Raw genomic sequence first — 25,475 nt, 5'->3', positions numbered from 1 at the left:
GAAACGCAAAGACTTATGAATGAACATTTGTTTAAAAAAATATAATGAAATAAAATGGGTGATTATATGGAAAATATCACGGAAATGCTGAAAGGGGTACTCGAGGGTTGTGTATTAGAAATCATTAGCCGCGGTCAAACTTATGGCTATGAAATCACACAACATCTGCGGGAGCTTGGCTTTACGGATGTGGTTGAAGGCACCGTTTATACCATTACCATGAGGCTTGAGAAGAACAATCTAGTGGATATCGAGAAAAAACGATCCACTGTGGGTCCACCAAGGAAATTTTACACACTGAATGCAGCAGGTCAAAAGCAGCTTGAAATGGTATGGGACAGATGGGAATTTATCGAAAGTAAAATGAATGAACTCGAGAACGAAAGAAATTAAAAGGAGATGGTAACATGAACTTTTTTGAAAAAATAACCGGTAGCGATATGACGGAAGAAATGAAAGGCTTTGAAGCACGAGTAAACGTCTTGCCAGCTGAATTTCAAACAGCCTGGAAGGAAATTTCAAGTAATCTCTGGATGCACGCAGATTTCACTGGGCGTAATCTGATGCCGATTCTTGACGGTGCGCTTGAATTGCTTGAAGTTGCATCTGCAGATGGCCAGAGCGTTGAAGAAGTACTAGGCGATGATATCAAAGGTTTCTGCGCAGCACTTGTTGGTGATGAGGGTGCCAAAAACTATCGTGATAAATGGCGTGACCAACTCAACAAAAATATAGCAAGAAAGTTAGGGGGATTATCATGAGTATCAAAAAAATAATCGAAGGTAAAAAAGAATGGAGAGCCCATGTTTCGCGTGTTAAGGCGCTTCCGGAAGACTACCAAATTGTTTATAAAGAAATCCAAAAGTATCTCTACAAAGTTGGTCCTGTCACGCTAAGTGAAGGTATCGGACCACTCTCGGATATTCTTGACTTCTTTGAAGAAGGTGTAGCCGCTGGGAAAGGCGTACTTGACGTCACAGGAAAAGACGTTGCTGCTTTTTGCGACGAGCTGATTAAAGATTCGAAAACCTACGCTGATCTTTATCAAGAGTCGGTTAAACAAAAAGTTGATGAGGCGATGGAAAAATAGAAAATGAAGGATATAAAAATTTTTTAAAAAGAGACAGAAGTCACCAGGGTATGTAAGGCGAATAATTTAACAAGAAACCAACAAAAATGTAAAACACATTTGACATTTTTGTTGGTTTCTTTATAATGAAAAGTGTAAAAAGGTTTTTACATTCGAAAGTTATAAGGTGATTAAATTGAAGAATCATATTAAGGAAATTAGAAAATCTCGTAAATTATCTCAAGAAGATCTTGCAAAAAAATGTGGTGTAACACGCCAGACTATTAATGCAATAGAAAATGATAAATATGATCCTACGCTAGCATTGGCTTTTAAGTTAGCTAAAAATCTAAATCTGAAATTAGACGATTTATTTATGTTTGAGGAGGGGAATTAAATGAATTTTAGAAAAGCTGATGAAATGGAAAGATACCATAGTGACCAATCTTCAAAATATGGATTTGTTTTCTACACGATTGCATTATTAGCTTGGTCGTTATATGACTTTATAGTTACAGGTGATTATGGGTGGCAAATGACAATCTTATTGTTGGGATCAGCTGTTTATTTTTGGTCGAGAGTTGTTTATAGTCGAAAAATGAATAAATAAGAGACTTTGTTATAGTTTAATAATTCATTCTTGTTAAAGGGGGAATTAGTAGTGTTTTTAAATGAAAGAAAATTAAAATGTACAAACTGTGGTTGTACGCTTAGCTCTGGTGATGAGATATTTATAAGTCTCATTTTACCAAGTGAGCGTAAGATGCCAGTTGGAGTTTTGAATAAAGTGTTGAGCAAGCATTCAAATAAAGTTCACTGTAAAATCTGCTATGAAAGAATTAAGCTATCTTAGTCATAGTAAATTAATCAGAGGTTTATTAAGTAAAAAATGAAAGGTTTGTGGAACTGGATATAAAGTTGAGATAACACCAGAAAACTTTAAAGCAGGACATGGTACTTTAACTATGAAAAATGGAAATGAATACGTTACAGACTCTTTTCATTTCGAAACCCACGCAATTATTAGCGGTGAAGATATAGTAGTACACTACGGTTCTGAATCTGGTGCAGGAACTGATATTGCAAAGGAATCAACTGGAGCAATTGAAGGGAAAGGATATATAGATAAGGATGGAAACCCAATTACGCTGAGCGAAGTGAGTAATATTTATATGGTTGTTAAATGGTGGGATAATTTCTAAAGTTAAAAACACATCACAGAAACACTAGAATGTTTTGATGGATATGCTGATGTTACATAAAAAATGAAAGTAAAAACTAAAATGGAGGGGTGATTGAATGAAAAAATTAGAGGGTTTGGCGTATTCGATTACTAATGTTAAAGAAGATGTTGAAGCAGGACCTGAGTTAGAACAAAGGTTACAACAAGCAAAAAAAGATATTGTATACAATAATGTATACTCCACAGATGAGATTTTAGAAATGATTGATCAAGGTATAAAGAACTGAAAATATATTTGGGGATTGATTTATGAACAAGCAGGCAATGATTTTCTTTGTTTTAGGTATTCTTCTTATTATTTTAAGTACACCTTTAGGCTACACATTAAAGCGGTTTAGTGGAACAAGAGAGGGCGTGTTTATCCCTTTTGAAGAATAAAACAAAGCATTTTTACTAAGAAGGCTCATACATTATCTACTAATAAAAAGCCACCTCATTTCAATTAATGAGGTGGCTACTGTTTATGTCTGATTGTTGTATTCTATACAACTACTGTGACTGAACAATATGGTCATTAACAAAAGCTCTTATGAAAAATAATTCATTATCATTAGGGCCCCTTTTATTTTCTGCCTTGAAGGATTCTATCGCATTTTCTAGTGAGCTGGACTTCACAACTTGACTTGCTGTTGTTAACTCTTTCCAATATATATTCATTTCATATGAATCACAGATAGATTCATGACCAAGTAGGAACATTTCCGCATCATATTGTTGAATATCTTTTATCATAGGCAATAACAATGATTGCTTGTAATGAAATAAAGAATCTGTCGTTGTGCCATATGCGCAATCACCTAAAAAAATAACTTTTTCATCAGGAATATAAATAATTGTAGAGTCGTCTGTATGAGTACTTTTGACTCTTTCAAGTATGCAAACTTTATTTCCTAAATCAATAGTTAGTGTATTTTCAAAGGTTATATCCGGAGATCTCAACTTAAAACTATCCCTGTTTGGCATGTCAGTTTGTATAATCTTCATACACATAGCACTCATCTGATTAGTAGTCACATATTTTTGTAGTGAACAATCGTCATAGGATAAACCCTGCCATTCTTTTATCGTTTCATTTGTTTGACTATTAACTATAACAATTGCATCAAACTCATTCATTCCTAGAAAATGATCCCAATGCGCATGAGTAATAACAACATATTTAACTGGTGGCACATTTAGGTTTTTGATTTCCAGTAAAAAGTCCTGAGCGTGCTGAGGAGAATTACCAGAATCTATTATTAGACTATATCGATCACCACATACAAGTCCTAATGTTGGTCGTTCTTTATCATCTTGATTAGATAAATAATAAATAGTATCGCTTAATTTTTTTAACATGTTATTTTTCCTCTTTTCTATACATTCGTTCTATGAAAGAGAAAATCTACATGTTTATTCTAAAGTTATTAAAATAATTTAAGATTTTCTCGTGTTATTTTTTTACCATTGGACTTGTACCTCCTTGTTTCAGTAAGGAAAAGTATAACATAATCTGGGATGTATATTAAGTAAATTCGGAATATTGTTCATTTTTATTTGCTCAAATATATTTTTTAAATATTGTGTTATTATTTGGGTAGGGGTTATAATTGGCTAGTTTGTAATGTTTTAATGATTATTTTAAATCATAGGAGCTGTAATTCTTAATCATTGCAGCAGAAAAATTGATTTGGAGTAATACAAATTAGTATAACTAACCATTATTACACTGGTTTTGTTGTATATTGCGTGGAAATATCAGACTCGTGATTTGGAGTAGGTTATTAAACAGATGGCAAGGATTGTTCAATAAGAATAGAGGATTAGGTGGTGTGGATTTGATTTACGTTATAATTTCTCTTTCTCTATCGATTTCAACGATCATATCTATTCTGATGTTTAAAAAGAAAAATAATAAACTATTAAGATGCTATCTGCTTTTATTTTAAACACATTGATTTTAGTTGTGGCGACTTGGATTATTTATAATATAGATGATGAAGCAAGGGCTTTTGGATTTGGACATTCAGGATTATATTTCTTGATATTTGCTATTCCAATAATAACTTGGGTAAACTTTATCATTCTTCTATTTGTCAAAAATAGAAAATTGAACACATAAGATAGTTGGTTACGTAAGCAATGAGAAACTTTAAAAAGGAAGTGAATAAGTAATGAAGAAAGTCAGTTTAGTTTCAGGGGTATGTTTAATAGCAATAAGCGGTGTTTTATTTACGTTTGAAAGGTTTTTATCTATTTTTTATTATGCAATTTTATCCTTTGACCCGGCATTATCTTCAATTCCTTCAGAGCCATCAATGCCAAATGTTTTTGACAACATATTAGTTTTTGCCTTATTGCTAATTGGAATAGGGTTAATATGGATATCATTCTCGAAGCTATTTAAAGTAGATTGATAATGTTTTAATTGGCACTGCACTAGAGAAAAAAATAATAATTAAAGCGAGGATACATATGAAGCAATTAACATTTCATGAGCTACAGAACTACCTAGCTCTAAAATACAAAGGAAGAAGCACGTCATCATCTTTGTTTATGAAACTAGTAGAAGAAATTGGTGAGGTAGCAGAAGTACTAAACCAGTTAGAAGGGCGAAAGTCAAATACAGAGGATGCTTCTTTAGAAAAAGAGTTAGTGGATGTTATCCATTACGCGGTGGCCATCGCGAGCATCAATCAGATTGATTTAACAAAGGCTATTATTAATAAGGATAAGGAAGCTGCAGTTAAATATAATCAATCTCCGAATTTGGAGGAATTTTTGGTAGTACAAAATAATGAACGTTAAAAATAGTAGATATCGGAATAGGTGACTAAGGAACGGTACGACTGCGAGGGGGGAAGGGGAGAAGCAAATGTTTAAAAATAGAGAGCGATGGTATCTTAGTAAAATGGGCTTGGGCTCGTTTGTTTTGGCAACTATTTTGAACTTAATGCTTGGTCCTAACATATACTCCATACTTGGCTTTTTAACCGCAGCAATAATATTAGATTAGTTATTGCAAACATCGTTTATGTGTTTTATACAAAGGTGAAATCAATGGAGAAAAAGAAATAAAAAGGGGAAGGTAATATGTCGTTTATGATGGTCAACAAAGAACTTAAGCTTGTTGGATTAAAAGGAAGTGGGGAATTTGTAAACTTTGGTAATGAAGTACCCCTTCTGGCAAGGGAACTATTAAGTCGTTCGAACGAAATCCTAAACTCAACAGAAACCGAGATTGCATTATATGAGCCAAAAAGGGATGACGAGCATAGGGTGGGTCATTATTATGTAGGGTTAATTGTGATGGAGCAATTAGATAAAATACCATCCGGAATGCATTATATTGAAACAAACAGAAGTTACATAACTACTAGGGGAAATATTTCTAATTTGAGAGAACTGCATTTGAATTTATTGAAATGGGGAGAAGAACAGGGTTATCAACAAGATTTCGATTCCTATATTATCGAGACATACCACCCTATTGAGGGAGGAGAAGAAGTAGAAATTTATTTGCCGATTAAGTCATAAAATTAATTTGGAGGTGTGATGTTTGATAAGAGTATTATCTTTTACTTTACTCGTTGTTATTTTGGGAGCCTGTAGTCAACAAAATAATGAAAACAACAAAAACACTTCTTATGAGAAAAGAGACGAGGGCATCATTGTTTATGTAGAGAAGGATACTTCCGATCAAAGTTACTTAATATTGACTTTACCAAGTGTAAAGAACATTAACATTTCAGATAAAACAAGAGATGAATTGATTATACTAGCACAAGAAAATGATGGTGCTTATTACAATGTCAGTCAAGAAAAGTATGAAGAGTTGGGCCTAGAGATAGGTAAGCGAATAGTTGGTTATTATGATGGAGAGGGAGAATCAGATCCCCCTGTACGTTTTACTGAAAAGATAGAGATAATTTCGAAATAGTAACCCAAGGGTATTGTTCAACAATATTGGTGAGTTTAAAAAACACATCACAAAAATTCCTAAATGAGCTTTTAGAAATTAACCCAATCCAACACCACTAGGGAGGGTTAAAAGTGAATAAAAGATTTTCTCGATGGTGGCTAAGTTACATAGCTTTAGTAATATTTATTGGAGGAAGTATTGGAAATTTGATCGTGAGTCCTAATCTAATTTACATATTAGGTACATTAAGTGGTTCATTATTATTAGTTGTTATTAACTTTATTTATATAATTTGCACAACCCGCTAAACTTCCGCCATTCAGTTAGTTACTTTATAGAAATATGTTGCTATTTGTCTATACGATATTATGTTAACGGGGCTGGATAGTTTATAGAATCTATAAAAACATGGATTTATTCATTCTGTATAAAAAGGGAACATAAATTGAACCTAATTCCCTTTTCGATAGGAGTAAACATATGGAGAACAGCTTTAAAAGCCTTCTTTTAAGAAAATTGACCGTAACCTTTGTAACCACCACAATTCTTTCGGTGTTTTTTGTTATTGTCTATTTCAGTAATGACCTTGGAGTTTCGTACAATCAAGGGAACGATTTCATCGGTTGGTTTGTTGTATATGCCATGTTTATCGGCCTGATTATCTTAATCTATGGAAATACAGTTTCTATAACAATAGAATATTTGCAAAGAAAATGGTTTCAACAATATGGTTGGCTATATGTGTTAATTCTTGGTTTGTTTGGTCTGGCTAATGGAGTATTATTTCAAGATGTAATGGCTGCCTTATTTGGAATGGTTGCTGCTATAATATATGGAATTTTAGATAAGTGGCTTTATAAAAGAGCTTTAATGGGAAAAAGTATAAAACCGTTTTTTGTTATACCATTAGCTTCACTTATATTATGTTGGGGCTGTTTGGAATTAATCTCCCCACCTAGGCCACCATTTACAAAAGAAGATGCTGTTGATAATGCAACTTCTAGTAAAGGAACAATAATAGATAAATTTCCTGAAGATATTGGGAAATGGGAGGGTACCATCGGAGAGTATCAAGTTATAAGAGAAACAAGTGCAGAAGAAGTGGGGAAAGAAATTTACATCGTTACTTTCACGGAGATTTGGAAAAAAGGAAATGAAAAAGGTACTTGGACGTTATCTTATAAAGTTGATAGACAAAGTTCAACTCTCTATAGTAAACAAGGGGATATTCCGTTTTATAATATGACGCAGTATTGAGACAAAGCACCTACACGTTTTACCAAGGTATGAAGATGCATTTATGGTGGTAAAAGTATTAGTTAGAATTAAAAAGGTAAAGTGAGTTATTATACTGGTTATCTTTTTGGTAGGTTTAATTAATTTATAGATTATTATTAAAAGGAACGATCCATAACTTCAGAGGAACCGATTCCATTTATTTGTTATAGTAGATATACGAACTGAAAGGAATGTAGAATCAATAAATACACTAACGGGGGAAATAACCAATGAGTAAGCTACCAAACTGCCCAGCATGTAATTCAGATTACACTTATGAGGATGGCGTGCTTTTTGTATGTCCGGAATGTGGACATGAGTGGCCAATGGAACAAGACGCGGAGAACGCGGAAGAAACAGGCGTTATTAGAGATGCGAATGGGAATGAGTTAAATGATGGCGATACGATTACTGTCATTAAAGACCTTAAAGTGAAAGGGAGCTCGTCCGTTCTTAAACAAGGAACTAAAGTAAAAAACATTCGATTAGTTGATGGTGACCATGATATTGATTGTAAAATTGATGGATTTGGACCGATGAAATTGAAGTCGGAGTTTGTGAAGAAGGTTTAGTAAGACGAGCCATTCAGAATTAATGTTTCAACTTGATTGTTGGAGGAGTCTAAAGGAATCTCATTGTTCCAGAAAACATTATTGAGGTGAGCATTGATGGATAAGCGAGATTATTTAGTTAAGACATTTTCTCGTACTAAAAGAAAGGATTACGAGAATTATATATTGACCGGTATTTGGCATAAGCTTGACAATATGAATGTTAAGCCAGTTAGTCAGCAGTATGTTAAGCGTAAAAATGGTTCTCATGCATTGATGGATTTGTATTTTCCACAATTACATATCGGCATAGAAATTGATGAAGCATACCATAAGGACAATCAGGAGTTAGATAAATTTCGAATGGATGACATTATTTCTGCTGTTAGTGAGGAAGCTATTAAAGATTTTATATGCCTAAGGGTTGATGCAACAAAAACAATTGAAGATATAAACGAAAGAATAGATGAAATAGTATCTATTATTCAAGATAAGGCGTCAAGGAAAGAGATAATGTGGCATACGTACGAAGAGGAATTAAATAGCTTGAAACAACAAGAACATATAACAATTCATCAAGGTTATTCCTTTAAGGATATAAAAGATATTGCAAACACTATATTCGGAAAGAATTCAAAACGATATCAAAAAAGTTGGTTTAGAGTTAAAGATAATATGTGGTTATGGTGCCCAAAATTATCCATAATAATAGATGGTAATGTGAAGTCAGCTGCCGGTGGTTGGGTGAATTTATTAGCAGAAGACTGGTCTTACATCGACGAATCACATCAAGACCAAGTGATTGTTGATGGGAGAAACGAGCAATATAAACTAGAAATTAAACACAAGCGAGAAAGAGCTGTTTTTGCAAAGTACAAAGATAATCTCGGGTTTAATAGATATAGATTTGTTGGCGTGTTTAAATGTACCGGATTGTCAGTAGAAAATGAAGGGTATATTCGATATGAACAGATTAATGATAGATTAAAAATTGTCAAGAGCAATATTTGAAAATGAAATTCATTTCAATTACAGTAGAACTGGGTATACGTTAACTCAATTTTAAAAAGAAGGTGATTAGTATGACAAGAAATATGTCACTTATTGCAGCTACTCATGCAAAGCCTAATTATGATGGGCGAATCTTTGCGTGAGGTTAGAAAAATAATTCGCCTGCCGTAATTATAGGCTTTGCACCTTATTGATCTACATTTAAAATAAGGAGCTGTCTATAATGAGCTATGTGAAAGCGGAAGCTATTTTACCAGAATCATTACTAAAAGAAATTCAAAAGTTTGTTGAAGGGGAAACAATCTATATTCCAAAAAAGAAAGCAAACTACCTAAAATGGGGTGCGAGTTCCGGTGCAAGAAAATCAATTGCAGAACGAAACGCCTCCATAAAGAAAGCCTATCAAGATGGGCATTCAATAGATGATTTGGTAGCGGAATATTTTCTTTCGCCAGATACGATTAAAAAAATACTATATAGTAAATGAATTTTCAAAGGGAGTACCTCTCCAAGTCTTGCATACGTAAGAATGGAGGGTACTCCCTATTAATTTTAGCTTCAGGTTAATAGCACTTTCGCTCTTGCAAATCGATTGAAGCGTTCGGATTTCGTTCAACTCTTTCTTCGTTAACACGGGATCAACTCGTATCTAATGCACCTCTTACTACTAACCATAGTCAAATTTGGGCGAGTAGACAAGAACCCTTTTGGGTAAAAAATGGTTTCTAATTGTTTTCAACCTATTAACAAGATAACTATTTAAATATACTAGTAATACAAGTAAAAATCGTCTGGAGTGACTAGAATGGAAGCATTTATCCACGTGGATCAATTTAATTTTATAAAACGACAAGTTCTGGACATCGTGAACGCGCATGTAACCTCGAATGATAAAGGTGTTGTCCATACGTTTATATCACTCGCTGTTGAACGTGTGGATGCTTTATTTCCAGAAATGATAGCGGAGCAAAAACAGCTCCTTACCCCAATTCCGCTGATTGATGATAAAGAAAAAGCGGAAAAATTTTTCGCTGATATTAAGCCGTATGTGATTCCCTTTCATGTGACGGAACAGGGGATTAAGAAGCTATTTCCAAAAGTGAAAAAGCTAAAGGTGCCAGAATTAGAAAAGCTAGATTTACAGGAAATCTGTTATCTAAGCTGGATAGATTATAGTATGAATAAAAAATTTATCATCACGCGCTCGAACGGCAAACTGGTTGGGGTGCATGGCACATTTGATCCGATTAAGCAGAAGGGGATTTGTGCGATTTGTAATGGCCATGAAGAAGTGGGGCTGTTCCTAACCGAGAAAAAGGGGCAGGTGCTAGGAACGTATACAAAGAAAGGTAATTATATATGCCGAGATAGTGACGTATGTAATCAAAACATTACCGCTATAGAACACTTACATGATTTTGTAAGTCGTTTGAAGGCATAACGCAGCAAAGGGTTTTTGTAAGGATTCTTAAACGAAAGAAAAATAAGGAGAAATTGCAGTTGAATTATGAATACTATACTATATCCAAAACCTCCACACGAGAGGTTTTTTGTTTTTTTAGAACATTTAGAACGAAATTACTGGTATACTGAAAATGGAAAAAAGATTCGCTTGATAAATGAACGAGGAAAAGGTGAACACGTTGAAAAAACTAGGATTGATAGTAGGTATTGCCTATATTCTGGCGCTAGTATGTAATTTCATTCCGTCGATCAAATTTCCAGATTCAGAGATTGGCGCTATTAATATAATCGTAACCATAATCTTCTTGGGGGCTTTAGTAGTCCTATCTCTAAAAGGCAAGAATTGGGCTAAGACTTTTTTGTTAGTTGGAACTATTGGTGGGATTGTCGTTTCTATCATTCACGCTCTAGAAATGGGCCTATTTGATAATGCCATTTATGGGATCGTTTCTGGCTTGCAATACCCGTTCTACATACTCTTCATCACGCCGTTATTTGGAGGAAATGCGTTGCTAGAGATAAATTATGGATTATATTCCTTCATTATTGCGGGGATATATTTGGTTTTGTTGCTACTGAACATGACGTCTTTCAAAAAATCGGTGCAACAGTATTAGGATAAAGAAAAGAGGGGTCTACTTGGCTGCATATAAGGTAGTGTTATTTGATCTGGACGGGACACTTTCTGATCCTAGAGTCGGAATTACGAGATCTGTGCAATATGCGTTAGGGAAAATGGGTATTATGGAGCATGATTTATCTACACTCGAACCCTTCATCGGACCACCACTTCAGGATTCGTTTGCGGAGTACTATCGGTTGGATGAGATAAGCACGAAACGAGCGATTGAATTTTACCGTGAACGGTTCAAGGAGAAAGGCATGTTTGAAAATGAATTATATTTGGGTATTCCTGAGCTTTTAGTCGCACTGAAGGAACAGGACTATACATTAGTCGTTGCAACCTCCAAACCGACCGTATTTGCAGAACAAATCTTGACGTATTTTTCGATTGGTCAGTATTTTGACCTTGTTGTTGGTAGTAACCTGGATGGAACGAGAACCTCTAAGAAAGAAATTATTCAGTACATATTATCGCATTATCCAAAGTATGCAGTAAAGGATTTCGTGATGATTGGGGACCGTATGCATGATATTATCGGTGCGACGAATTCGGGTATTGATTCGATTGGCGTCAGCTATGGGTATGGCTCAGATGAAGAACTAGCGAATGCCAATCCTACCCATCTTGTAACAAGTGTAAATGCCTTAGCGAACATGCTGGTAGTATAATCAATCGATAGAGACAAAGTTTTAAAGTGCTGCGGGGAGCATCATTTTAGGCTTTGTTTTTAATTTCTGAGTAATTTGGTTGGAGTTTGTCCTTTTTAATTCGCGATATTTAGTTTATAATAGTCAGATAATAGTAGTTTTTTAAAATCAATCTGTAATTTTTGTAGATTATGATATGATTAGAGTTGGGTAAATAAGTAACGGTATACGTGGTGTCGTGTGCGGGCACCGATATTTTTAGTCATAGGGGATGGGGACGGTAGAATGGGCAACTTACGAGAAAAAGCAGATGTTATTTTAATCGGTGCTGGCGTGATGAGTGCTACATTAGGCTCGTTACTAAAAGAATTGGCACCAGAATGGAATATTAACGTATTGGAGAAGCTTGACCGTGCAGGGGAGGAAAGCTCTAACGAATGGAATAATGCAGGGACTGGGCATTCTGCATTATGCGAGCTCAACTATACGACTGAACAACCAGATGGAACAATTGATATAACGAAAGCAGTAAAGATTAATGAGCAATTTCAGCTGTCGAGACAGTTTTGGGCCTATTTAGTGAATCAACATCTTATTCGGGATCCACAGGATTTCATTCGCCCATTACCACATATGAGTCTTGTGCACGGAGAACGAAATGTAGAATTTTTAAAAAACAGATTTAAAGCGCTATCAAACAGTCCGCTTTTTCATGGGATGGAATTTTCCGATGATCCGGAAAAGCTGAAGGAATGGGTTCCGCTAATAATGAAAGGGCGTACAATTACCGAGCCGATGGCGGCTACGAAGATTGATTCAGGAACAGATGTTAATTTTGGGGAGTTAACACGAATGCTAATGGATCATTTGACGGACAACGGTGTGCAAGTTCACTATAAGCATCTCGTGAAGCAAATGAAACGAACGAATGATAATCGCTGGAGCGTAAAAGTCAAGAACCTGGTTAGTGGAAGTGTTGACTATCATACGGCGGATTTCGTCTTTATCGGTGGCGGTGGAGGCAGTCTGCCGTTACTACAAAAAACGGGTATTCCAGAATCCAAGCATATAGGTGGTTTTCCTGTAAGTGGATTATTTATGGTGTGTAACAATCCAGACGTTATCGCGGAGCACCAAGCAAAAGTGTACGGCAAAGCCAAGGTCGGGGCACCACCAATGTCTGTACCGCATTTGGATACACGTTATATTGATAATAAAAAAACATTATTGTTCGGACCGTTTGCGGGCTTCTCGCCTAAGTTTTTAAAAACGGGTTCTGTTTTCGATTTAATCAAGTCGGTAAAGCCGAATAATTTGCTGACAATGCTGGCAGCTGGTGTGAAAGAACTTTCCTTGACCAAATATTTAATCCAGCAAGTGCTACTTTCTAATGAAAAACGGATGGAAGAACTACGCGAGTTTATTCCAGAAGCTAAACGTGAGGATTGGGATATCGTTGTGGCCGGACAACGCGTGCAAGTGATTAAGGATACCGAAGCAGGTGGAAAAGGTACATTGCAATTTGGCACAGAAGTAGTAACTGCTGCTGATGGTTCGATTGCTGCCTTGCTTGGGGCATCTCCAGGAGCTTCTACCGCTGTGCATGTTATGCTGGAGGTATTGGAAAAATGTTTCCCGCAGCATCTAGAAGAGTGGGAGCCGAAAATCAAAGAAATGATTCCGTCCTATGGCGTGACACTAGCGGAAAATCCAGAGCTTTTCCATACGATTCATACTAATACAGCACAGACGCTTGGTTTAACACCAAATGACCTAAACGTAGAACGACCGTTGGATAAAGAAACAAAAGCGTCTGGAAATAATTAATATGAGATAAAGTACTAAATATTAGAATGAGGAAACTGAAGGAAGACACTAGTGTAGCGGAGTATATTCCCAGAGCGGATTATATCCACCAACAATAATTCTATAGTATGTAAAAACCTTGCTGCAAAAATGTAGCAAGGTTATTTTTTTTTGCCTTTCTAGTACTTTCGTTACAGTACTTAACTACTAGCTCCATTATATAATTAAGTCGAAACTAGTCGGAAATCGCAGAACGGTCTTACTTCTAACCATATTACGGAAGGATGAAATCATGATTAACTTGCATGCCTTTATTATCATGTGAAAAAGCTAAATCGTTCTAAAGCAAGGGGGAGAAAAATGAAAACACATCAATCCAAAATAGCCGTTTTATTAATTACAGTGCTTAGTCTAAGTATCCTGTTTTCAGGGGGTGGTAGAAGTACTGTATTAGCTGCGGAATTAGCAAATATTGATTATGATCCAATTTTAGGAGAACGTGTTACAGTAGCACCTAACTACGACCATGAAGCCCAAGCGGGAGAACAACTCGCGGAAGGGTATATTCGTTTTGACCTACAAGATACGGACTATGTTAGTACGGAAAAATTATTTATCCCGGAAAATTCACGTGTGACGTTAACGGATGATTCGGTGCTTCTTTATAAGAATGGTCAATTCTTGTTGAACGGTGTTCCGATAGCTTCTGTGAATGATAACATGAATGGTGAAGGTGGCGCCCTTCAAATTGACTTGTCTGCCCCGTTGGAAAATGGGAATTTTGAAGCGGGGGAAATCGGTAAAGAAGTAACGATCCCAGATTGGACGATAAATAAAACGAGTGAAAAGGATGGAAAAACCATCAACCAAATTTGGTTAGGCGATCTGGCAACGCAAACAAAAGGTCGTGCGTATGATCATATTACCGATAATGGTGATGGCACCTATACGGTAACAGGGCCAACTAATGAATATTCCTATGTTACGAACGTTGATTATAATGATGGGGCTCCTTCCACAACTGGCGACGTGCCTAATATAGAAGGATTTGAAGCGGTGTTTGACGGTTGGACATCAGGATATAGTGATGCAGGCTTTGCGCAAGCGATATATAACGATACTGATACTGCAAAAGGTAAATCACTTGAAATTGGATTTTTATGGGCCTATTTAACGGAAGGGACTTATGGGGATAAAAACAATGCCATCGCATCGTCTTTTGGTATTGAAGCGATAAGTAGCCCGTTTAAAGCAGCTGAAGGAGACTCTTTATCCTTTGACTGGAAAGCGAATGAAGGTGGCGACGACTATGAAGTGTATGGCTTTTTAGTCAATGAGGAAACCGGAGAGCATACAGAAATTCTTTATGGACGAGGTTCAGCCCAAGATTGGACAACCAATTCGGGTAAGATTCCTGAGGATGGTACGTATCGATTCCGCTTTGTAGCGGGATCCTTTAATAAAACAGATGGGACCTCACATGGCGCAACACTTAGTATTGATAATGTACGGGTAGTAAGTTCAAAAGTTGTTCCCGGTGTTGCGGATGCCATCGTCCAACTCGTACAGTACCAAAACACAGCCTTCAGCGGTGACCGACCGATTGAAATTTCTATTATAAACCACGAGGGGGATGAAGTGGAGGCAGAGAATTCTACGGTTGTGATCAACATGAGCACGGCAGAAGAAGCCGAAGAAACGCTAGGAACCTCCTTAACCATTAAACCTTCCGATGGATCGGTCATCTATGATGCAAAACAGAAGTCAATTACAGGAAAAACTGTACCAGGATCCGTGGTCAAACTAATCGTTAAAGGACCGAAACGGGACACGTTATATAATGGAACGCCTGCCGTTAAAGAAGATGGTAGTTGGGCAATGGAACTTACTGATGATTTAATTAAGGGTGATTATACAGTTGATGCAACGGCAACAAAAGGTGGAGCAACTGCCACAACGGACGCTACGTTCACGTTTGTAAACAAAGCCGATTTAGAAGCGTACTACAAGCAAGTGAAAGACTTACAAGAAGCGGATTATCAAGATGGCTGGGAAGATGATGAGGACGCAGCGATAGAATTTGAAACGGCATTAAAAGCTGCGAAAGATCTACTAGTGGATATTGCTGATTCAACGGATGAATCCAACCCCAACCAAGCAGCTGTTGATCAAGCATTAAAAAATTTAGAAGATGCCAAAGCGGCACTCGTGAAGCACTCTCCAGTAGAGAAATCACCAGCAACCTATGAGCATGGCAAAAAAACCATCACGATCACCTTTGATAAAGATGTAATTTTAACGGCAGATGCCAAAGAAGAAGGATTTGCGGTAACGGTTAACGATACATCTTATAAGGTAACAGATGCGGTTGCCGTTGATAATACCGTAACCTTAACCGTTGATCACGTCTTAGATAGTGATACCAAAAATATTACGGTAACCTATACCAAAAATGAAACGAGTCCAAATCTATTTGGTGATGAAGATAATGGTTCAGCAGATGAGTCATTTGAAATCGTGTCACGGGATGATTTCGGTGCCGCACTCCAGATTATGACAACGATTGGAAACACGGATGACGAGACACCTACCATCAAAGGCGAGACCCATCAGGATGCGGATCACGTTACCTTATCGGTTGTTGATAGTGAAAACGATCCGGTTACCAGCCTTACCGATGTAGATGCCACGTTAAATGAAGGCTCATGGACATACACTGTCTCAGATGATGATAAGCTTGAGCCAGGGGACTATTCCTATGAAGTAACGGCAAAGGATGATGAGTCGGAAAGAGTTATTCGCAAATCGGCGTCATTCACCGTGATTGACAAACATGCACTGCAAGCCGAGTATGATGAAGTGAAAGGCTTTGAAGAAGAAGATTACCGCAATGCCGAGGAGTGGGAAGTGTTTGAGGAAGCGGTCCGAGAGGCTGAAAATACAATCACAGATTCCTCCAAATCACAGGCTGAAGTTGATGCTGCATTAGAAGATCTTCAAGCAGCACGAGATGAACTGGAAAAATATGCGCCAAAGCCAATCGATGCCGTTTTTGAAGATGGATACCATGACATTACAATCGAATTTGATAAAGCCGTAACCTTCGATAAAGTTAATCCAAACCAAACGGATGGGTTTACGGTAGTAGTAGATAATGCTGCAATAGCGATTGATTCTGCTAAACTAGTAGACGTAGATGAAAATGATCAAACATCCAAACTAACACTATCAGTAACGGCGGAAACCGTGTTATCAAGTGACGCTGTTATCAAGGTCCAATATAACAAAGCTAACGGCAAAGCTAATTTAATCGGTGATGAGGAAAATGGCACACCGGTAGAAGACTTCACGTTCCAGGCACAAGATCTGTTTGGCCATTCACTCCAAATTAATGAACCAAATGGGATTACAAATGATATAACCCCATTGATTGAAGGAACGGCCGATACAAGAGCGGAGAATGTGACGCTTACGATTACCGGACCAGATGGAGACGTCGTCATTTCCGATGCCAATGTCACCGTGAATACGGATGGTAGCTGGGCATACCAAGTGGAAACAGAACTCACGCCAGGAGAATACGTAGTGGAAGCAACAGCAACGATGGACGGCAGACCAGCAGTCATCAAAGAGCACCACTTTACGATTGTGGACAAAGAACCGCTCGTGATACTGGAGGAAGACATCACACCTCAAAAGTTGGATGAGAATGCCTATACAAAAGATTCCTGGGCCATATTTGATAAAGCATATCAACATAGCTATATCGTCATTACGAATCCCGAAGCTCCCCAATCTGAAGTGGATAAGGCGAAACAAGCACTACAAAAAGCTTACGATGAATTAGTGTATACCGTCGAGCTAGAAAAAGAGATAAGCGAATCTGCCAATCTAGTTCAGGAAAATTATTCGCCTGATAGCTGGAAGGAATATAAAAACGCGCTGAAACAGGCAGATGAGGTATTGGCTAATTCGACATCCACACAAGAAGCAATTGATGAAGCAAAGACAGCACTGGAAAATGCAAGAGCAGGTCTAACTGTGGATAAAACAGCTCTTAACACCGAGAAGGAAAAAGCTGTTTATCTCATCCAACATGATTATACCGAGGCAAGCTGGCAACAGTATCATGTTGCACTTACAAACGCTAACGATGTACTACTAGATGAAGCGGCGACCCAACTTCAAGTGGATAAAGCATTGCAATTATTAGAACATGCGAAAGAAAAATTAATCAGAGTAGAACATGGTGAATTGCCGTATACAGCAACAGGTGGTTATACGATAATGTTTTTTGGGGCGTGTATACTTTTACTAGGATTTATTATGCTTCTTATACAAAGACGTCGCTATGCGACATAAATAGTAATAACAATAAAATAGAACTAAAAAATGATCCTATCACATACGCGTGATGGGATCATTTTTTAGTTGAATGTTCATCTTATCATATTCAAAAAATTACTTTGACAGATAGAGTAATTTAAAGTATTATTACTCTACGAGGTAGAATAGTTTGAAATTCAGGAGAGTGTAAAGTTGATTAGAAGTGATATTATTCGTGGACATTTGGATTCAATTATTTTGCGTTTGATTTATGAAGAAGACCGTTATGGTTATGAAATATCGAAGGAAATCAGTTTACGTACGGATGATCGATTTCAAATTAAAGAGGCGACGCTGTATGCGGTTTTTCAACGATTAGAGAAGAAGGAGTTAATAGAATCCTATTATGGAAGTTTTTCAAAGGGTGGTAAAAGAAAGTATTACAGAATTACATCGCTTGGGAAAGCATTCCTAAAAGAAACAGCAGAAGAATGGAAAGAAACAAAGGAAATTATCGATTTATTTATGGAGGGGTTAAATTGAATAAGTTACGAAAACATGTCAATGAGTTATTTAAAGGTATTCCAGACAGTGAAAAAAAGGAAAAAATCATCCATGAGGTCCTGCAGAATCTAGAAGAGAAAGTAATGGATTTAATGGAGCAAGGAAAAGCAGAAGAGGATGCGATTAATAAAGCAATCGTTGATTTTGGCGATATTGAAGATTTGAAGCAGGAGTTAGATGTGCCGCAGCCAACCGGAAAGGGTATGCACAAAATTAATTTAGCTTATTCGATTTGGGGAAGCATTTTAATCATCGCATTATTTATGTTTATTAATTTCTATTACACGCCTAACGTCATATGGTTTGTATATCCTACGTTTGCTGTATTGTGGTGGCCGTTAACGATGTACTTTAGATGGATGAAACGAAGATAGGGGTGAAAGAAGTTGAAGAAATATGATATTGGTTTTGTAACAGCAGGCAGTATCATGACAATCGTTTTTCTTATGATAGTCAATTATTTGCATAGCAATGATGAGCCGTGGTTTATTTATCCAGCTTTTGCGCTGTTGCTGTTTCCTATTAGTTTAATCCTTATTCACAAAAAGCAATATACACTGCATTCCATTATTGTGAGTATATTGATGTTGATGTTTCTTAGCATCATTAACTACATGTACACACCAACTATTCCTTGGGTGTTATATGCCATTGCTCCTTTAGTTATATGGCCAGTAGTAATGTTATCAGGGAAAAAGGCGGGAACATTTCCTGTCGCACTAGGTGGAAGTATTGGGATTATAGTCTACTATGTCTTGTTGAACTTAGTATTATCGCCATACTTTCCATGGGCGATATTTACTACATTTGCAATACTTTGGTGGCCGCTTGCGGTTTATCACGTTAAAAAAAGAACGTATTTCCAGTTCTCTGTACATGGAAGTGTTTTAATCGGTGTATTTTTTATTAGCTTAAATGCTATCGCTTCTCCACAACATGTATGGGCGGTCTACCCAATATTTGCAGTTCTATGGTGGCCGTTGAGTATGTATTATTTTGGACATAAAAAGAATAATGGTTCAGTTCAATAGAATAACACGGCTCTTTAACTCGTTCGTAATCAGAACGGACGTTAATAAATGGAACAGACTTAGAGAGAAATAAAGCACTTTAACTTGTTTGAACCCCTTAGTAGCAGTCTTGAGAAAAAAGTTTTATATAGTACCTTGCAATAAATAATACTAAATGCTATAGTATATTCAACCGGTTACGCGTATAAAATGGTACTATACAATAAACAGTAGTTAACTTAACAAAAGAATAGGGTGAAAAAACGTGAACGTGCAATTTAAAAAAGGTGTTTTAGAACTTTGTGTCCTTGTTTTACTCGATAAACAAGACCGCTATGGCTATGAACTCGTACAAAAAATATCCAATCAGATTGAAATATCAGAGGGCTCTGTCTATCCATTACTTCGACGTTTAACAAAAGAAGAATATTTTACAACATATTTAAAGGAATCAACAGAAGGTCCTTCTCGTAAGTATTACACACTTACGGAAAAAGGAAGAGAATATTTATATTTGCTCCTAGAGGAATGGCGGGAGTTTACAAACGGTGTGAATCAATTAATAAAAGAAGGTGTTGTTAATGACTAAAGAAAGCTTCATGCAGCAATTAAAAAACGCATTAAAAAGAATCCCAGAGGAAGAGCGTACCGATATTTTACAAGATTACGAGGAACACTTTGCCTTTGGGTTAGAAGAAGGAAAGACAGAAGAGGAAATTGCTAGCGCGTTAGGATCGCCAAGCCAGATCGCTAAAGAGCTGCAAGCAAATTATCATCTGGAAAAAGTAACGACTAATGCCACCACAGGTAATATATTTCGTGCACTATGGGCAGTCATTGGCTTAGGATTTTTTAATCTTGTCATTGTACTTGGACCAGCCATTGCGATTGCGGCCATCATTTTTTCGGGCTGGACAGTAGGGGTATCGTTTTTAGTATCACCGCTCCTTGTTTTGCTTGAAATGGTCGTCTATCCAAACGGATTCGCATTTTTTGATTTATTCTTCTCGCTTGTTCTATGCGGAATTGGATATTTCATTCTCGTGGGAATGCTGTATGTTTCAAAATTAGCTTCAAAAGGATTCGTCAAATATTTGGCATATAATGTTTCATTAGTGAAAGGTGGTTTAAAGCATGAAAAATAAAAAGAGACTTACAATCATAGCAACTATAGTTATTATCATTGGTGTTATCGGTAGTGCATTCACGTTTCGCTTAAATGCTGCCGAACCAATTTCGGAGGAAAAAGTCATAAGCAACAATCAAGTTACAAGTGTTCAAGTGGATACTGATAATGCTCGCGTTCAGATACTGCCAACGGCTGCTTCTGATATTACGGTCGTATTAGATGGAGAATCTAGGTCCAGTGATAACCTAACGTTTGATACTAACGTTGAGGATTCTACACTGTTTATTACGGTTAAAGAAAAGCATTTGAAGTGGTTCAATTTCAACTTTCTTGAACTATTAGATGGATTATCCGTAATGGTGTATCTGCCAGAAAAAGCATATAAATCGTTAATCGTCTCTAGTGATAATGGTTATATTTCTGCGGAACAATTATTAGCCGAATCGCTTGATTTTCGTACTAGTAATGGACGAATCGAAATGCGAGACATCCAGACAAAAACCGCTTCTGCACATTCTGATAATGGACGGATTGAGTTAAATAACATCCTAGCCGAATCTACCTTCATGGAAACCGATAATGGAAAAATCATCTTAGACCATGTGGAAGGCGATTTAGAGGGCGAAACGAATAACGGAAGTATCTCGCTTATTACGGAAGATCTTGATCGTAATATCAATTTAGAAACCGATAATGGACGCATTACGGTAGAAACTGCAAAAGAACCGACGAATGTGGAATTTGATGTTGAGGTCGACAATGGTAGAGTAGATATTTTAGGAACATATAATGGAAATGCTGTCATTGGCGATGGAAAATATCTCATTAAACTAGCGTCGGATAATGGAAGTATTACAGTGGAGAATTAATGGAAAAGGATATTTATATTGTACTAACCAATACTGGAACATTATTTACACGGTTTATCCGCTTGTTTACCAGGCAACCGTTAAATCACGCGTCGATTTCATTCACGAAAGAATTATGCTCTACCTACAGCTTTGGGCGGAAACGAGCCAATAATCCGTTTATCGGTGGGTTCGTGAAGGAAGATACCGCTGGAAAATTGTTTCGTCGGGCGGATTGTGCCATCTACAAAGTGCCGGTTTCGATGCAGCAATACAAGAATATGCGGGAATTTGTTCAGAAAATCGAGCGTGATCAGTGTTATTACAAATATAATCTTGTGGGCTTAGTTGGCGTATTGTTTAACCGAACAATAGACACGAAGAACGCTTATTTTTGTTCGCAGTTTGTTGCGGCAGTATTAACGAGTGGAGGAATAGCCGTTACCAATAAACCAGAGAGCCTGGTGAAACCAAGTGATTTTATGGGGTATGAAGGGTCTCAGTTGATTCACCAAGGTAAGCTTAGTGACTTTGTTAATCAGCAAGAGAAGGACTCAACAAAATGGTTGCTGCAAGAGAAAAAGCGGTATAAATGGATGCCAGAGAACTCTGCTTAAGAAATTATAAGAAAACTATTAAAGGCAAGGATCCGATAAAATATCGATTCCTTGCCTTTTAAGTTACTTAAGAATGACATTCAATAATCAAAATGCCTCAAATACAAAAGAATGTCATGTTCACTAGTTTTTTTATATGTGTATTTACGGAGCCTACTGTCAATTTGCTTCTGTACTTTACTGCCCTTGCTGAAGAAATTGATGATTGGATAAAGAAGTCCACCAGTAAGTTGTGCATTACCACGGGCTCCGAGTTCAAATCCCATTATTTCTATTTCGGAAAGTGGCAGATCAGTGTTTTCCAAAAATTCATCTTTATAGTCGCTACTAATTAGAATGTAAGGTTTTTTGTTCTTTACGGCCATAAGTAATTCCTCAGGATTGTTTACGGTAACGTGTTCATTATTTTCTAATATATCCAATAAAATCCACCCCTAAGTTTAGTGATTACCTATCTAGTTTAATAATAACATAATATTAGAAATATTTAATAGGTAAATGAAGTTAGGGGGGAATGGGGATAATTCATGCTGATAATTAGACCACCATTAGCTCTTAAATGCTAACCCCTCTTCTTCTAATGAAGCTCTCAATTTTGGTAAGGAGGATGGTCCAACTCCGTGCAGTTTAAGAATTTCTTTTTCGCTGAAATTGGATAACTTTTGTAGTGTATCAATTCCTTCGTGAACTAAAGCATTTCTAGCAGGTGAACTTAGTTTCGATAAGAAGCCACTCTCGGGTTTGTTTTCTTTATTGCACTGTGGGCAGGTTGGGCAGTCGCTACTTTTATAATAGCGATGTCCCTTTTCGCAAATCCGTAATGTTTTTTCCGCTTTCAACCGTAATTCCCTCCTTCTATTTTATCGTTCTACTAACATATTACCTGAGTCCTTCTTCCTCTAACACTTCTAGAAGTAATTCAGGGCGGTCGGTCATAATGCCGTCAACCCCCATGTGAATAAGCTCTCGCATTGTTTCTGCATCATTAATGGTCCAATAGTAAACCGCCATATTGCGCTTATGTGCATCATTCAGCAGGGCATCGGTCATAAGATTGATATGGAAGCCTTTCACATCATAGCTAGTCGGAATGTGCAGCATTTCAAATGACACAAAATTATTTAGAACGGGAAGTCCTAATCGGTGAAATGCGTAAAATGGATACATTTCCCCTTCGCTTGCCGAGGTAATGACTTGGTCATCGGACACGCGGCGCAATTCTTTCAATGTCTCCTCATCAAAGCAAGCGACAACAACATTAGTTTCCATGTTATATTGCTGAACTAACTTCCAGAAGACCTCCGCACTCCTTTTCCCAACTTCACCGGAATCCTTTAGCTCGATGATCATTTTGTAATCGCCATATTTAGTGAAAATCTCTTCCAGATTCGGGATATAAGCCCCTTCCTCAATATAAGGATTACTAGCTACATCGCGAATAACCTGTCCATTTTCATCCTCTAATCCATACCCTGCATCGAGTGCGCGTATTTCTTCATAGGTATGCTCTCGAACCTTCCCGGACCCATTTGTATTCCGGTCTAGTGTCAGGTCATGAATGGTAATCAGCTGATCATCCTTTGTTAGGGCAACATCAAATTCTAGTATATCCACACCAACTTCTACGGCGTGCTGGAATGCAAGATTTGTAGAGGATGGACGCTCCTGGTTCCCTGCTTGGTGAGCAATCACGAGCGGGCCTGCATTATCAGCTGGAAACCACGTTTCATCAAGTGATGTGTCGGTTTTTGGGAAAACTAAGTTTAAAAGATAGAGGATAACTAAAAGTGCGATAAACTTACTCGTCTTCCCTTTTAGGAATTTCTTCATTCGGTTAACTACTCCTTTTATCAAGTCATTCATCTCCATTATAAACGAAAAACATCCCCTGATTGTTCATTCAAGGAATGTTTTTGTAAACGTTTTATTATAAATCGTATCTAGTCAACCCACTTCACCACATCATCAAACGGTCTGCGGGTCTTCAGGCGAGGCTCCTTCACCCGATAACCAAAGGCTGCCATGACGGAAATGCCGAAATGACCATTTTCCAATAAGTCTTCTTCTTCCAACAGCTGATTCATTTTATCCATATTAAATCCTTCGATTGGACAAGAATCAATGCCAATTTGGGCGGCAACAGTCATCATGTTGGCTAGTGCAACATAGGTTTGCTTACAAGCCCAGTCAAATAACGGGCGATCGCCCTCTAATAATTTGAAATCATCACGCTGAAATTCCTCGACTCTTGTTAGATACTTATCTAGTGCCTCGTCAGGAAATTGTAAAACATCTCGTAAATGGTCCTTTAAATATTTTGCATGATAGACCGTGTCAAGCTTGGTTCTGGCTAAAAGAATGACAAAATGACTTGCCTCGGGAAGCTTGCTAAAGGCACCCCAAGATGTTTGTTTGATTTTCTCCCGGAGCGCTGCGTTTTGAACAACAACAAAACGCCATGGTTCGAATCCAAATGAGCTCGGGGATAATCGACCAGCCTCTAAAATAAATCGGAAGTCTTCCTCGAGAATTTTCTTATCCGGGTCAAATGCCTTTGTCGCATGGCGGAAATGAAAAGCATCCATTATTTCTTGTTTTAATGTTTCTTTATCACGCAACTTCTTCACACTCCTATGGTAGACGTTGTATGTTTCATGCCTATTTTTACATAAGTAAAAAGAAGGTTCAATGGAAGCGGCTTGGTGCAATGGCTTAATTAGGATACCTTTCTCTCTAGTCGTTTGATCGTGACCTCGCTGGAATAATCAATCTTTCCCCTCGTTCGTAAACACGTAAGGCTTTTTCGATAATTTGTAGATTAGGAATAAAAAGGTAGACGAGTAAGGCAGATCCAACAGCAATACCAGCCCCTACCAAAACATCTGCAGGATAATGTACACCTACCCAAATCCGTGAAATACCAACAATGGCTGCTAACACTATCCATAAAAAATTCCATCTTTTTCGAAACAGAAAAAACGTCATACAAAAGGAAAAGAATAGAATGGTATGGTCACTTGGAAAGGAATTATCGATTGAATGCTCAATAAGTTTATTTACATTGGTGAGCTCGGCAAATGGTTGATTATTCGAATGGATACGTCCAGCAAGCTTCCCTAGGATTTCTGCTACAATGAATGTAATTGCCCCACAAATAATCATGATTCGATTGTTGTTACGTCTAGTAAACCAGAACAAGATAACGGCTAAAGCCAAGAAAATAACCATATATTTCGAGATAAAGACCATAGTTGGATTTAAAGAAGTGAACTCTTTTCCTAAATCATTAATCATTCGAAATAGGGTGCTATTCATTTCTGATAAATACATGTCAAAATTCCTCCTTATATGTACTGGAGAAAATTATAGAAAAGAAGAGCTGTGGA

34 protein-coding genes are annotated in these 25,475 nt (G+C 37.2%); 28 read left to right on the top strand and 6 right to left on the bottom strand.

Annotation, left to right across the window (positions count from 1 at the left end; all coding sequences use genetic code 11):
• Positions 1-66 precede the first annotated feature (66 nt).
• The 8 genes from JF53_RS14280 (at position 67) to JF53_RS17975 (ending at position 2,690) form a co-directional block, all read left to right on the top strand.
• The gene (locus JF53_RS14280; RefSeq protein WP_047980231.1) at positions 67-393 is read left to right on the top strand and encodes a PadR family transcriptional regulator; all 327 of its coding nucleotides are present in this window, start codon (positions 67-69) and stop codon (positions 391-393) included.
• A 14-nt stretch (positions 394-407) separates the two neighbouring features.
• Entirely contained in the window at positions 408-761 is a 354-nt protein-coding gene (locus JF53_RS14275) for a DUF1048 domain-containing protein (protein ID WP_047980232.1), read from the top strand.
• Entirely contained in the window at positions 758-1,090 is a 333-nt protein-coding gene (locus JF53_RS14270; protein ID WP_047980233.1) for a DUF1048 domain-containing protein, read from the top strand. The genes JF53_RS14275 and JF53_RS14270 overlap by 4 nt, the downstream gene beginning before the upstream one ends.
• A gap of 175 nt (positions 1,091-1,265) precedes the next feature.
• Positions 1,266-1,466 carry a helix-turn-helix transcriptional regulator gene (locus JF53_RS14265; RefSeq protein ID WP_201777912.1) on the top strand — a complete coding sequence of 67 codons (201 nt, stop codon included), beginning with the start codon at positions 1,266-1,268 and terminating at the stop codon, positions 1,464-1,466.
• The gene (locus tag JF53_RS14260) at positions 1,467-1,679 is read left to right on the top strand and encodes a hypothetical protein (protein WP_047980235.1); all 213 of its coding nucleotides are present in this window, start codon (positions 1,467-1,469) and stop codon (positions 1,677-1,679) included.
• A gap of 355 nt (positions 1,680-2,034) precedes the next feature.
• Positions 2,035-2,271 carry a hypothetical protein gene (locus JF53_RS14255; protein ID WP_053071852.1) on the top strand — a complete coding sequence of 79 codons (237 nt, stop codon included), beginning with the start codon at positions 2,035-2,037 and terminating at the stop codon, positions 2,269-2,271.
• Positions 2,272-2,368: 97 nt separating this feature from the next.
• Complete coding sequence (locus JF53_RS17565) at positions 2,369-2,539, top strand: hypothetical protein (protein ID WP_157052534.1); 171 nt, start codon at positions 2,369-2,371, stop codon at positions 2,537-2,539.
• 22 nt (positions 2,540-2,561) lie between these two features.
• A complete protein-coding gene (locus tag JF53_RS17975) occupies positions 2,562-2,690 on the top strand; it encodes a hypothetical protein (protein WP_269083308.1) in 129 nt (42 codons plus the stop codon).
• Between the two features lie 111 nt (positions 2,691-2,801).
• On the opposite strand, the gene JF53_RS14250 is transcribed toward JF53_RS17975, so the two are convergent.
• Entirely contained in the window at positions 2,802-3,650 is an 849-nt protein-coding gene (locus JF53_RS14250; protein ID WP_047980236.1) for an MBL fold metallo-hydrolase, read from the bottom strand.
• Between the two features lie 815 nt (positions 3,651-4,465).
• Between JF53_RS14250 and JF53_RS14245 the strand changes: the two genes are divergently transcribed.
• From JF53_RS14245 to JF53_RS14150, 20 genes are all read left to right on the top strand, one after another.
• Positions 4,466-4,708: a hypothetical protein gene (locus JF53_RS14245; RefSeq protein WP_047980237.1), complete on the top strand. Its 243-nt coding sequence runs from the start codon at positions 4,466-4,468 to the stop codon at positions 4,706-4,708.
• Positions 4,709-4,766: 58 nt separating this feature from the next.
• A complete protein-coding gene (locus JF53_RS14240; protein WP_047980238.1) occupies positions 4,767-5,099 on the top strand; it encodes a MazG nucleotide pyrophosphohydrolase domain-containing protein in 333 nt (110 codons plus the stop codon).
• 285 nt (positions 5,100-5,384) lie between these two features.
• Positions 5,385-5,828 (top strand): GyrI-like domain-containing protein, encoded by a 444-nt coding sequence (locus JF53_RS14235; RefSeq protein WP_047980239.1) that lies wholly within the window; start codon positions 5,385-5,387, stop codon positions 5,826-5,828.
• Positions 5,829-5,850: 22 nt separating this feature from the next.
• Positions 5,851-6,231, top strand: a complete 381-nt coding sequence (locus JF53_RS14230) for a DUF3221 domain-containing protein (RefSeq protein ID WP_047980240.1) — start codon at positions 5,851-5,853, stop codon at positions 6,229-6,231.
• A gap of 462 nt (positions 6,232-6,693) precedes the next feature.
• Complete coding sequence (locus tag JF53_RS14225) at positions 6,694-7,470, top strand: hypothetical protein (protein ID WP_047980241.1); 777 nt, start codon at positions 6,694-6,696, stop codon at positions 7,468-7,470.
• A gap of 251 nt (positions 7,471-7,721) precedes the next feature.
• Positions 7,722-8,063, top strand: a complete 342-nt coding sequence (locus JF53_RS14220; RefSeq protein ID WP_047980242.1) for a zinc ribbon domain-containing protein YjdM — start codon at positions 7,722-7,724, stop codon at positions 8,061-8,063.
• Between the two features lie 96 nt (positions 8,064-8,159).
• A complete protein-coding gene (locus tag JF53_RS14215) occupies positions 8,160-9,053 on the top strand; it encodes an AbaSI family restriction endonuclease (RefSeq protein WP_053071853.1) in 894 nt (297 codons plus the stop codon).
• Between the two features lie 223 nt (positions 9,054-9,276).
• A complete protein-coding gene (locus JF53_RS14210; RefSeq protein ID WP_047980243.1) occupies positions 9,277-9,540 on the top strand; it encodes a CD3324 family protein in 264 nt (87 codons plus the stop codon).
• Positions 9,541-9,858: 318 nt separating this feature from the next.
• On the top strand, positions 9,859-10,494 hold the full coding sequence (locus tag JF53_RS14205; RefSeq protein ID WP_047980244.1) for a FusB/FusC family EF-G-binding protein: 636 nt from the start codon (positions 9,859-9,861) through the stop codon (positions 10,492-10,494).
• Positions 10,495-10,687: 193 nt separating this feature from the next.
• Entirely contained in the window at positions 10,688-11,134 is a 447-nt protein-coding gene (locus JF53_RS14200; RefSeq protein WP_157052533.1) for a hypothetical protein, read from the top strand.
• Positions 11,135-11,156: 22 nt separating this feature from the next.
• The gene (locus JF53_RS14195) at positions 11,157-11,810 is read left to right on the top strand and encodes an HAD family hydrolase (protein ID WP_047980246.1); all 654 of its coding nucleotides are present in this window, start codon (positions 11,157-11,159) and stop codon (positions 11,808-11,810) included.
• Positions 11,811-12,074: 264 nt separating this feature from the next.
• Positions 12,075-13,616 (top strand): malate:quinone oxidoreductase, encoded by a 1,542-nt coding sequence (locus JF53_RS14190; RefSeq protein WP_047980247.1) that lies wholly within the window; start codon positions 12,075-12,077, stop codon positions 13,614-13,616.
• Between the two features lie 339 nt (positions 13,617-13,955).
• On the top strand, positions 13,956-17,957 hold the full coding sequence (locus JF53_RS14185) for an Ig-like domain-containing protein (RefSeq protein WP_047980248.1): 4,002 nt from the start codon (positions 13,956-13,958) through the stop codon (positions 17,955-17,957).
• Between the two features lie 177 nt (positions 17,958-18,134).
• Positions 18,135-18,464: a PadR family transcriptional regulator gene (locus tag JF53_RS14180; protein WP_047980249.1), complete on the top strand. Its 330-nt coding sequence runs from the start codon at positions 18,135-18,137 to the stop codon at positions 18,462-18,464.
• Positions 18,461-18,859, top strand: coding sequence for a permease prefix domain 1-containing protein (locus tag JF53_RS14175; RefSeq protein ID WP_047980250.1), 399 nt, complete (start codon positions 18,461-18,463; stop codon positions 18,857-18,859). The genes JF53_RS14180 and JF53_RS14175 overlap by 4 nt, the downstream gene beginning before the upstream one ends.
• Positions 18,860-18,871: 12 nt before the next feature.
• Positions 18,872-19,516: a hypothetical protein gene (locus JF53_RS14170; RefSeq protein WP_236686959.1), complete on the top strand. Its 645-nt coding sequence runs from the start codon at positions 18,872-18,874 to the stop codon at positions 19,514-19,516.
• Between the two features lie 244 nt (positions 19,517-19,760).
• Positions 19,761-20,084 (top strand): PadR family transcriptional regulator, encoded by a 324-nt coding sequence (locus JF53_RS14165; RefSeq protein ID WP_047980251.1) that lies wholly within the window; start codon positions 19,761-19,763, stop codon positions 20,082-20,084.
• The gene (locus JF53_RS14160; protein WP_047980252.1) at positions 20,077-20,640 is read left to right on the top strand and encodes a DUF1700 domain-containing protein; all 564 of its coding nucleotides are present in this window, start codon (positions 20,077-20,079) and stop codon (positions 20,638-20,640) included. Before JF53_RS14165 ends, JF53_RS14160 begins: the two co-directional genes overlap by 8 nt.
• On the top strand, positions 20,630-21,493 hold the full coding sequence (locus tag JF53_RS14155) for a DUF4097 family beta strand repeat-containing protein (RefSeq protein WP_047980253.1): 864 nt from the start codon (positions 20,630-20,632) through the stop codon (positions 21,491-21,493). Before JF53_RS14160 ends, JF53_RS14155 begins: the two co-directional genes overlap by 11 nt.
• Entirely contained in the window at positions 21,493-22,089 is a 597-nt protein-coding gene (locus JF53_RS14150; RefSeq protein ID WP_047980254.1) for a hypothetical protein, read from the top strand. Before JF53_RS14155 ends, JF53_RS14150 begins: the two co-directional genes overlap by 1 nt.
• Positions 22,090-22,169: 80 nt before the next feature.
• Here JF53_RS14150 and JF53_RS14145 read toward each other — a convergent pair whose 3' ends face one another.
• From JF53_RS14145 to JF53_RS14125, 5 genes are all read right to left on the bottom strand, one after another.
• Positions 22,170-22,511, bottom strand: a complete 342-nt coding sequence (locus JF53_RS14145) for a hypothetical protein (RefSeq protein ID WP_236686958.1) — start codon at positions 22,509-22,511, stop codon at positions 22,170-22,172.
• A gap of 126 nt (positions 22,512-22,637) precedes the next feature.
• The gene (locus JF53_RS14140) at positions 22,638-22,928 is read right to left on the bottom strand and encodes an RNA polymerase alpha subunit C-terminal domain-containing protein (RefSeq protein ID WP_047980255.1); all 291 of its coding nucleotides are present in this window, start codon (positions 22,926-22,928) and stop codon (positions 22,638-22,640) included.
• A 40-nt stretch (positions 22,929-22,968) separates the two neighbouring features.
• Complete coding sequence (locus tag JF53_RS14135; protein WP_162200788.1) at positions 22,969-23,943, bottom strand: glycerophosphodiester phosphodiesterase; 975 nt, start codon at positions 23,941-23,943, stop codon at positions 22,969-22,971.
• An 86-nt stretch (positions 23,944-24,029) separates the two neighbouring features.
• Positions 24,030-24,707: an NAD(P)H-dependent oxidoreductase gene (locus tag JF53_RS14130; RefSeq protein ID WP_047980257.1), complete on the bottom strand. Its 678-nt coding sequence runs from the start codon at positions 24,705-24,707 to the stop codon at positions 24,030-24,032.
• Positions 24,708-24,822: 115 nt separating this feature from the next.
• Positions 24,823-25,419: an undecaprenyl-diphosphatase gene (locus JF53_RS14125; protein ID WP_047980258.1), complete on the bottom strand. Its 597-nt coding sequence runs from the start codon at positions 25,417-25,419 to the stop codon at positions 24,823-24,825.
• Positions 25,420-25,475: the final 56 nt, after the last annotated feature.

This window comes from Ornithinibacillus contaminans, assembly GCF_001038425.2.
Lineage (GTDB): Bacteria > Bacillota > Bacilli > Bacillales > Amphibacillaceae > Ornithinibacillus > Ornithinibacillus contaminans.
The sequence above is the reverse complement of the archived record's forward strand: the minus strand, read 5'-3'. Positions and strand labels throughout refer to the sequence as shown.

What these genes read in the sequence shown, in the direction of transcription:
- JF53_RS14150 (WP_047980254.1), top strand. Translation starts at nt 21,493, where the DNA reads ATGGAAAAGGATATTTATATTGTACTAACCAATACTGGAACATTATTT.
- JF53_RS14260 (WP_047980235.1), top strand. Translation starts at nt 1,467, where the DNA reads ATGAATTTTAGAAAAGCTGATGAAATGGAAAGATACCATAGTGACCAA.
- JF53_RS14255 (WP_053071852.1), top strand. Translation starts at nt 2,035, where the DNA reads ATGAAAAATGGAAATGAATACGTTACAGACTCTTTTCATTTCGAAACC.
- JF53_RS14205 (WP_047980244.1), top strand. Translation starts at nt 9,859, where the DNA reads ATGGAAGCATTTATCCACGTGGATCAATTTAATTTTATAAAACGACAA.
- JF53_RS14190 (WP_047980247.1), top strand. Translation starts at nt 12,075, where the DNA reads ATGGGCAACTTACGAGAAAAAGCAGATGTTATTTTAATCGGTGCTGGC.
- JF53_RS14125 (WP_047980258.1), bottom strand. Translation starts at nt 25,419, where the DNA reads ATGTATTTATCAGAAATGAATAGCACCCTATTTCGAATGATTAATGAT.
- JF53_RS14235 (WP_047980239.1), top strand. Translation starts at nt 5,385, where the DNA reads ATGTCGTTTATGATGGTCAACAAAGAACTTAAGCTTGTTGGATTAAAA.
- JF53_RS17565 (WP_157052534.1), top strand. Translation starts at nt 2,369, where the DNA reads ATGAAAAAATTAGAGGGTTTGGCGTATTCGATTACTAATGTTAAAGAA.
- JF53_RS14250 (WP_047980236.1), bottom strand. Translation starts at nt 3,650, where the DNA reads ATGTTAAAAAAATTAAGCGATACTATTTATTATTTATCTAATCAAGAT.
- JF53_RS14155 (WP_047980253.1), top strand. Translation starts at nt 20,630, where the DNA reads ATGAAAAATAAAAAGAGACTTACAATCATAGCAACTATAGTTATTATC.
- JF53_RS14225 (WP_047980241.1), top strand. Translation starts at nt 6,694, where the DNA reads ATGGAGAACAGCTTTAAAAGCCTTCTTTTAAGAAAATTGACCGTAACC.
- JF53_RS14185 (WP_047980248.1), top strand. Translation starts at nt 13,956, where the DNA reads ATGAAAACACATCAATCCAAAATAGCCGTTTTATTAATTACAGTGCTT.
- JF53_RS14240 (WP_047980238.1), top strand. Translation starts at nt 4,767, where the DNA reads ATGAAGCAATTAACATTTCATGAGCTACAGAACTACCTAGCTCTAAAA.
- JF53_RS14280 (WP_047980231.1), top strand. Translation starts at nt 67, where the DNA reads ATGGAAAATATCACGGAAATGCTGAAAGGGGTACTCGAGGGTTGTGTA.
- JF53_RS14160 (WP_047980252.1), top strand. Translation starts at nt 20,077, where the DNA reads ATGACTAAAGAAAGCTTCATGCAGCAATTAAAAAACGCATTAAAAAGA.
- JF53_RS14210 (WP_047980243.1), top strand. Translation starts at nt 9,277, where the DNA reads ATGAGCTATGTGAAAGCGGAAGCTATTTTACCAGAATCATTACTAAAA.
- JF53_RS17975 (WP_269083308.1), top strand. Translation starts at nt 2,562, where the DNA reads ATGAACAAGCAGGCAATGATTTTCTTTGTTTTAGGTATTCTTCTTATT.
- JF53_RS14270 (WP_047980233.1), top strand. Translation starts at nt 758, where the DNA reads ATGAGTATCAAAAAAATAATCGAAGGTAAAAAAGAATGGAGAGCCCAT.
- JF53_RS14215 (WP_053071853.1), top strand. Translation starts at nt 8,160, where the DNA reads ATGGATAAGCGAGATTATTTAGTTAAGACATTTTCTCGTACTAAAAGA.
- JF53_RS14220 (WP_047980242.1), top strand. Translation starts at nt 7,722, where the DNA reads ATGAGTAAGCTACCAAACTGCCCAGCATGTAATTCAGATTACACTTAT.
- JF53_RS14275 (WP_047980232.1), top strand. Translation starts at nt 408, where the DNA reads ATGAACTTTTTTGAAAAAATAACCGGTAGCGATATGACGGAAGAAATG.
- JF53_RS14245 (WP_047980237.1), top strand. Translation starts at nt 4,466, where the DNA reads ATGAAGAAAGTCAGTTTAGTTTCAGGGGTATGTTTAATAGCAATAAGC.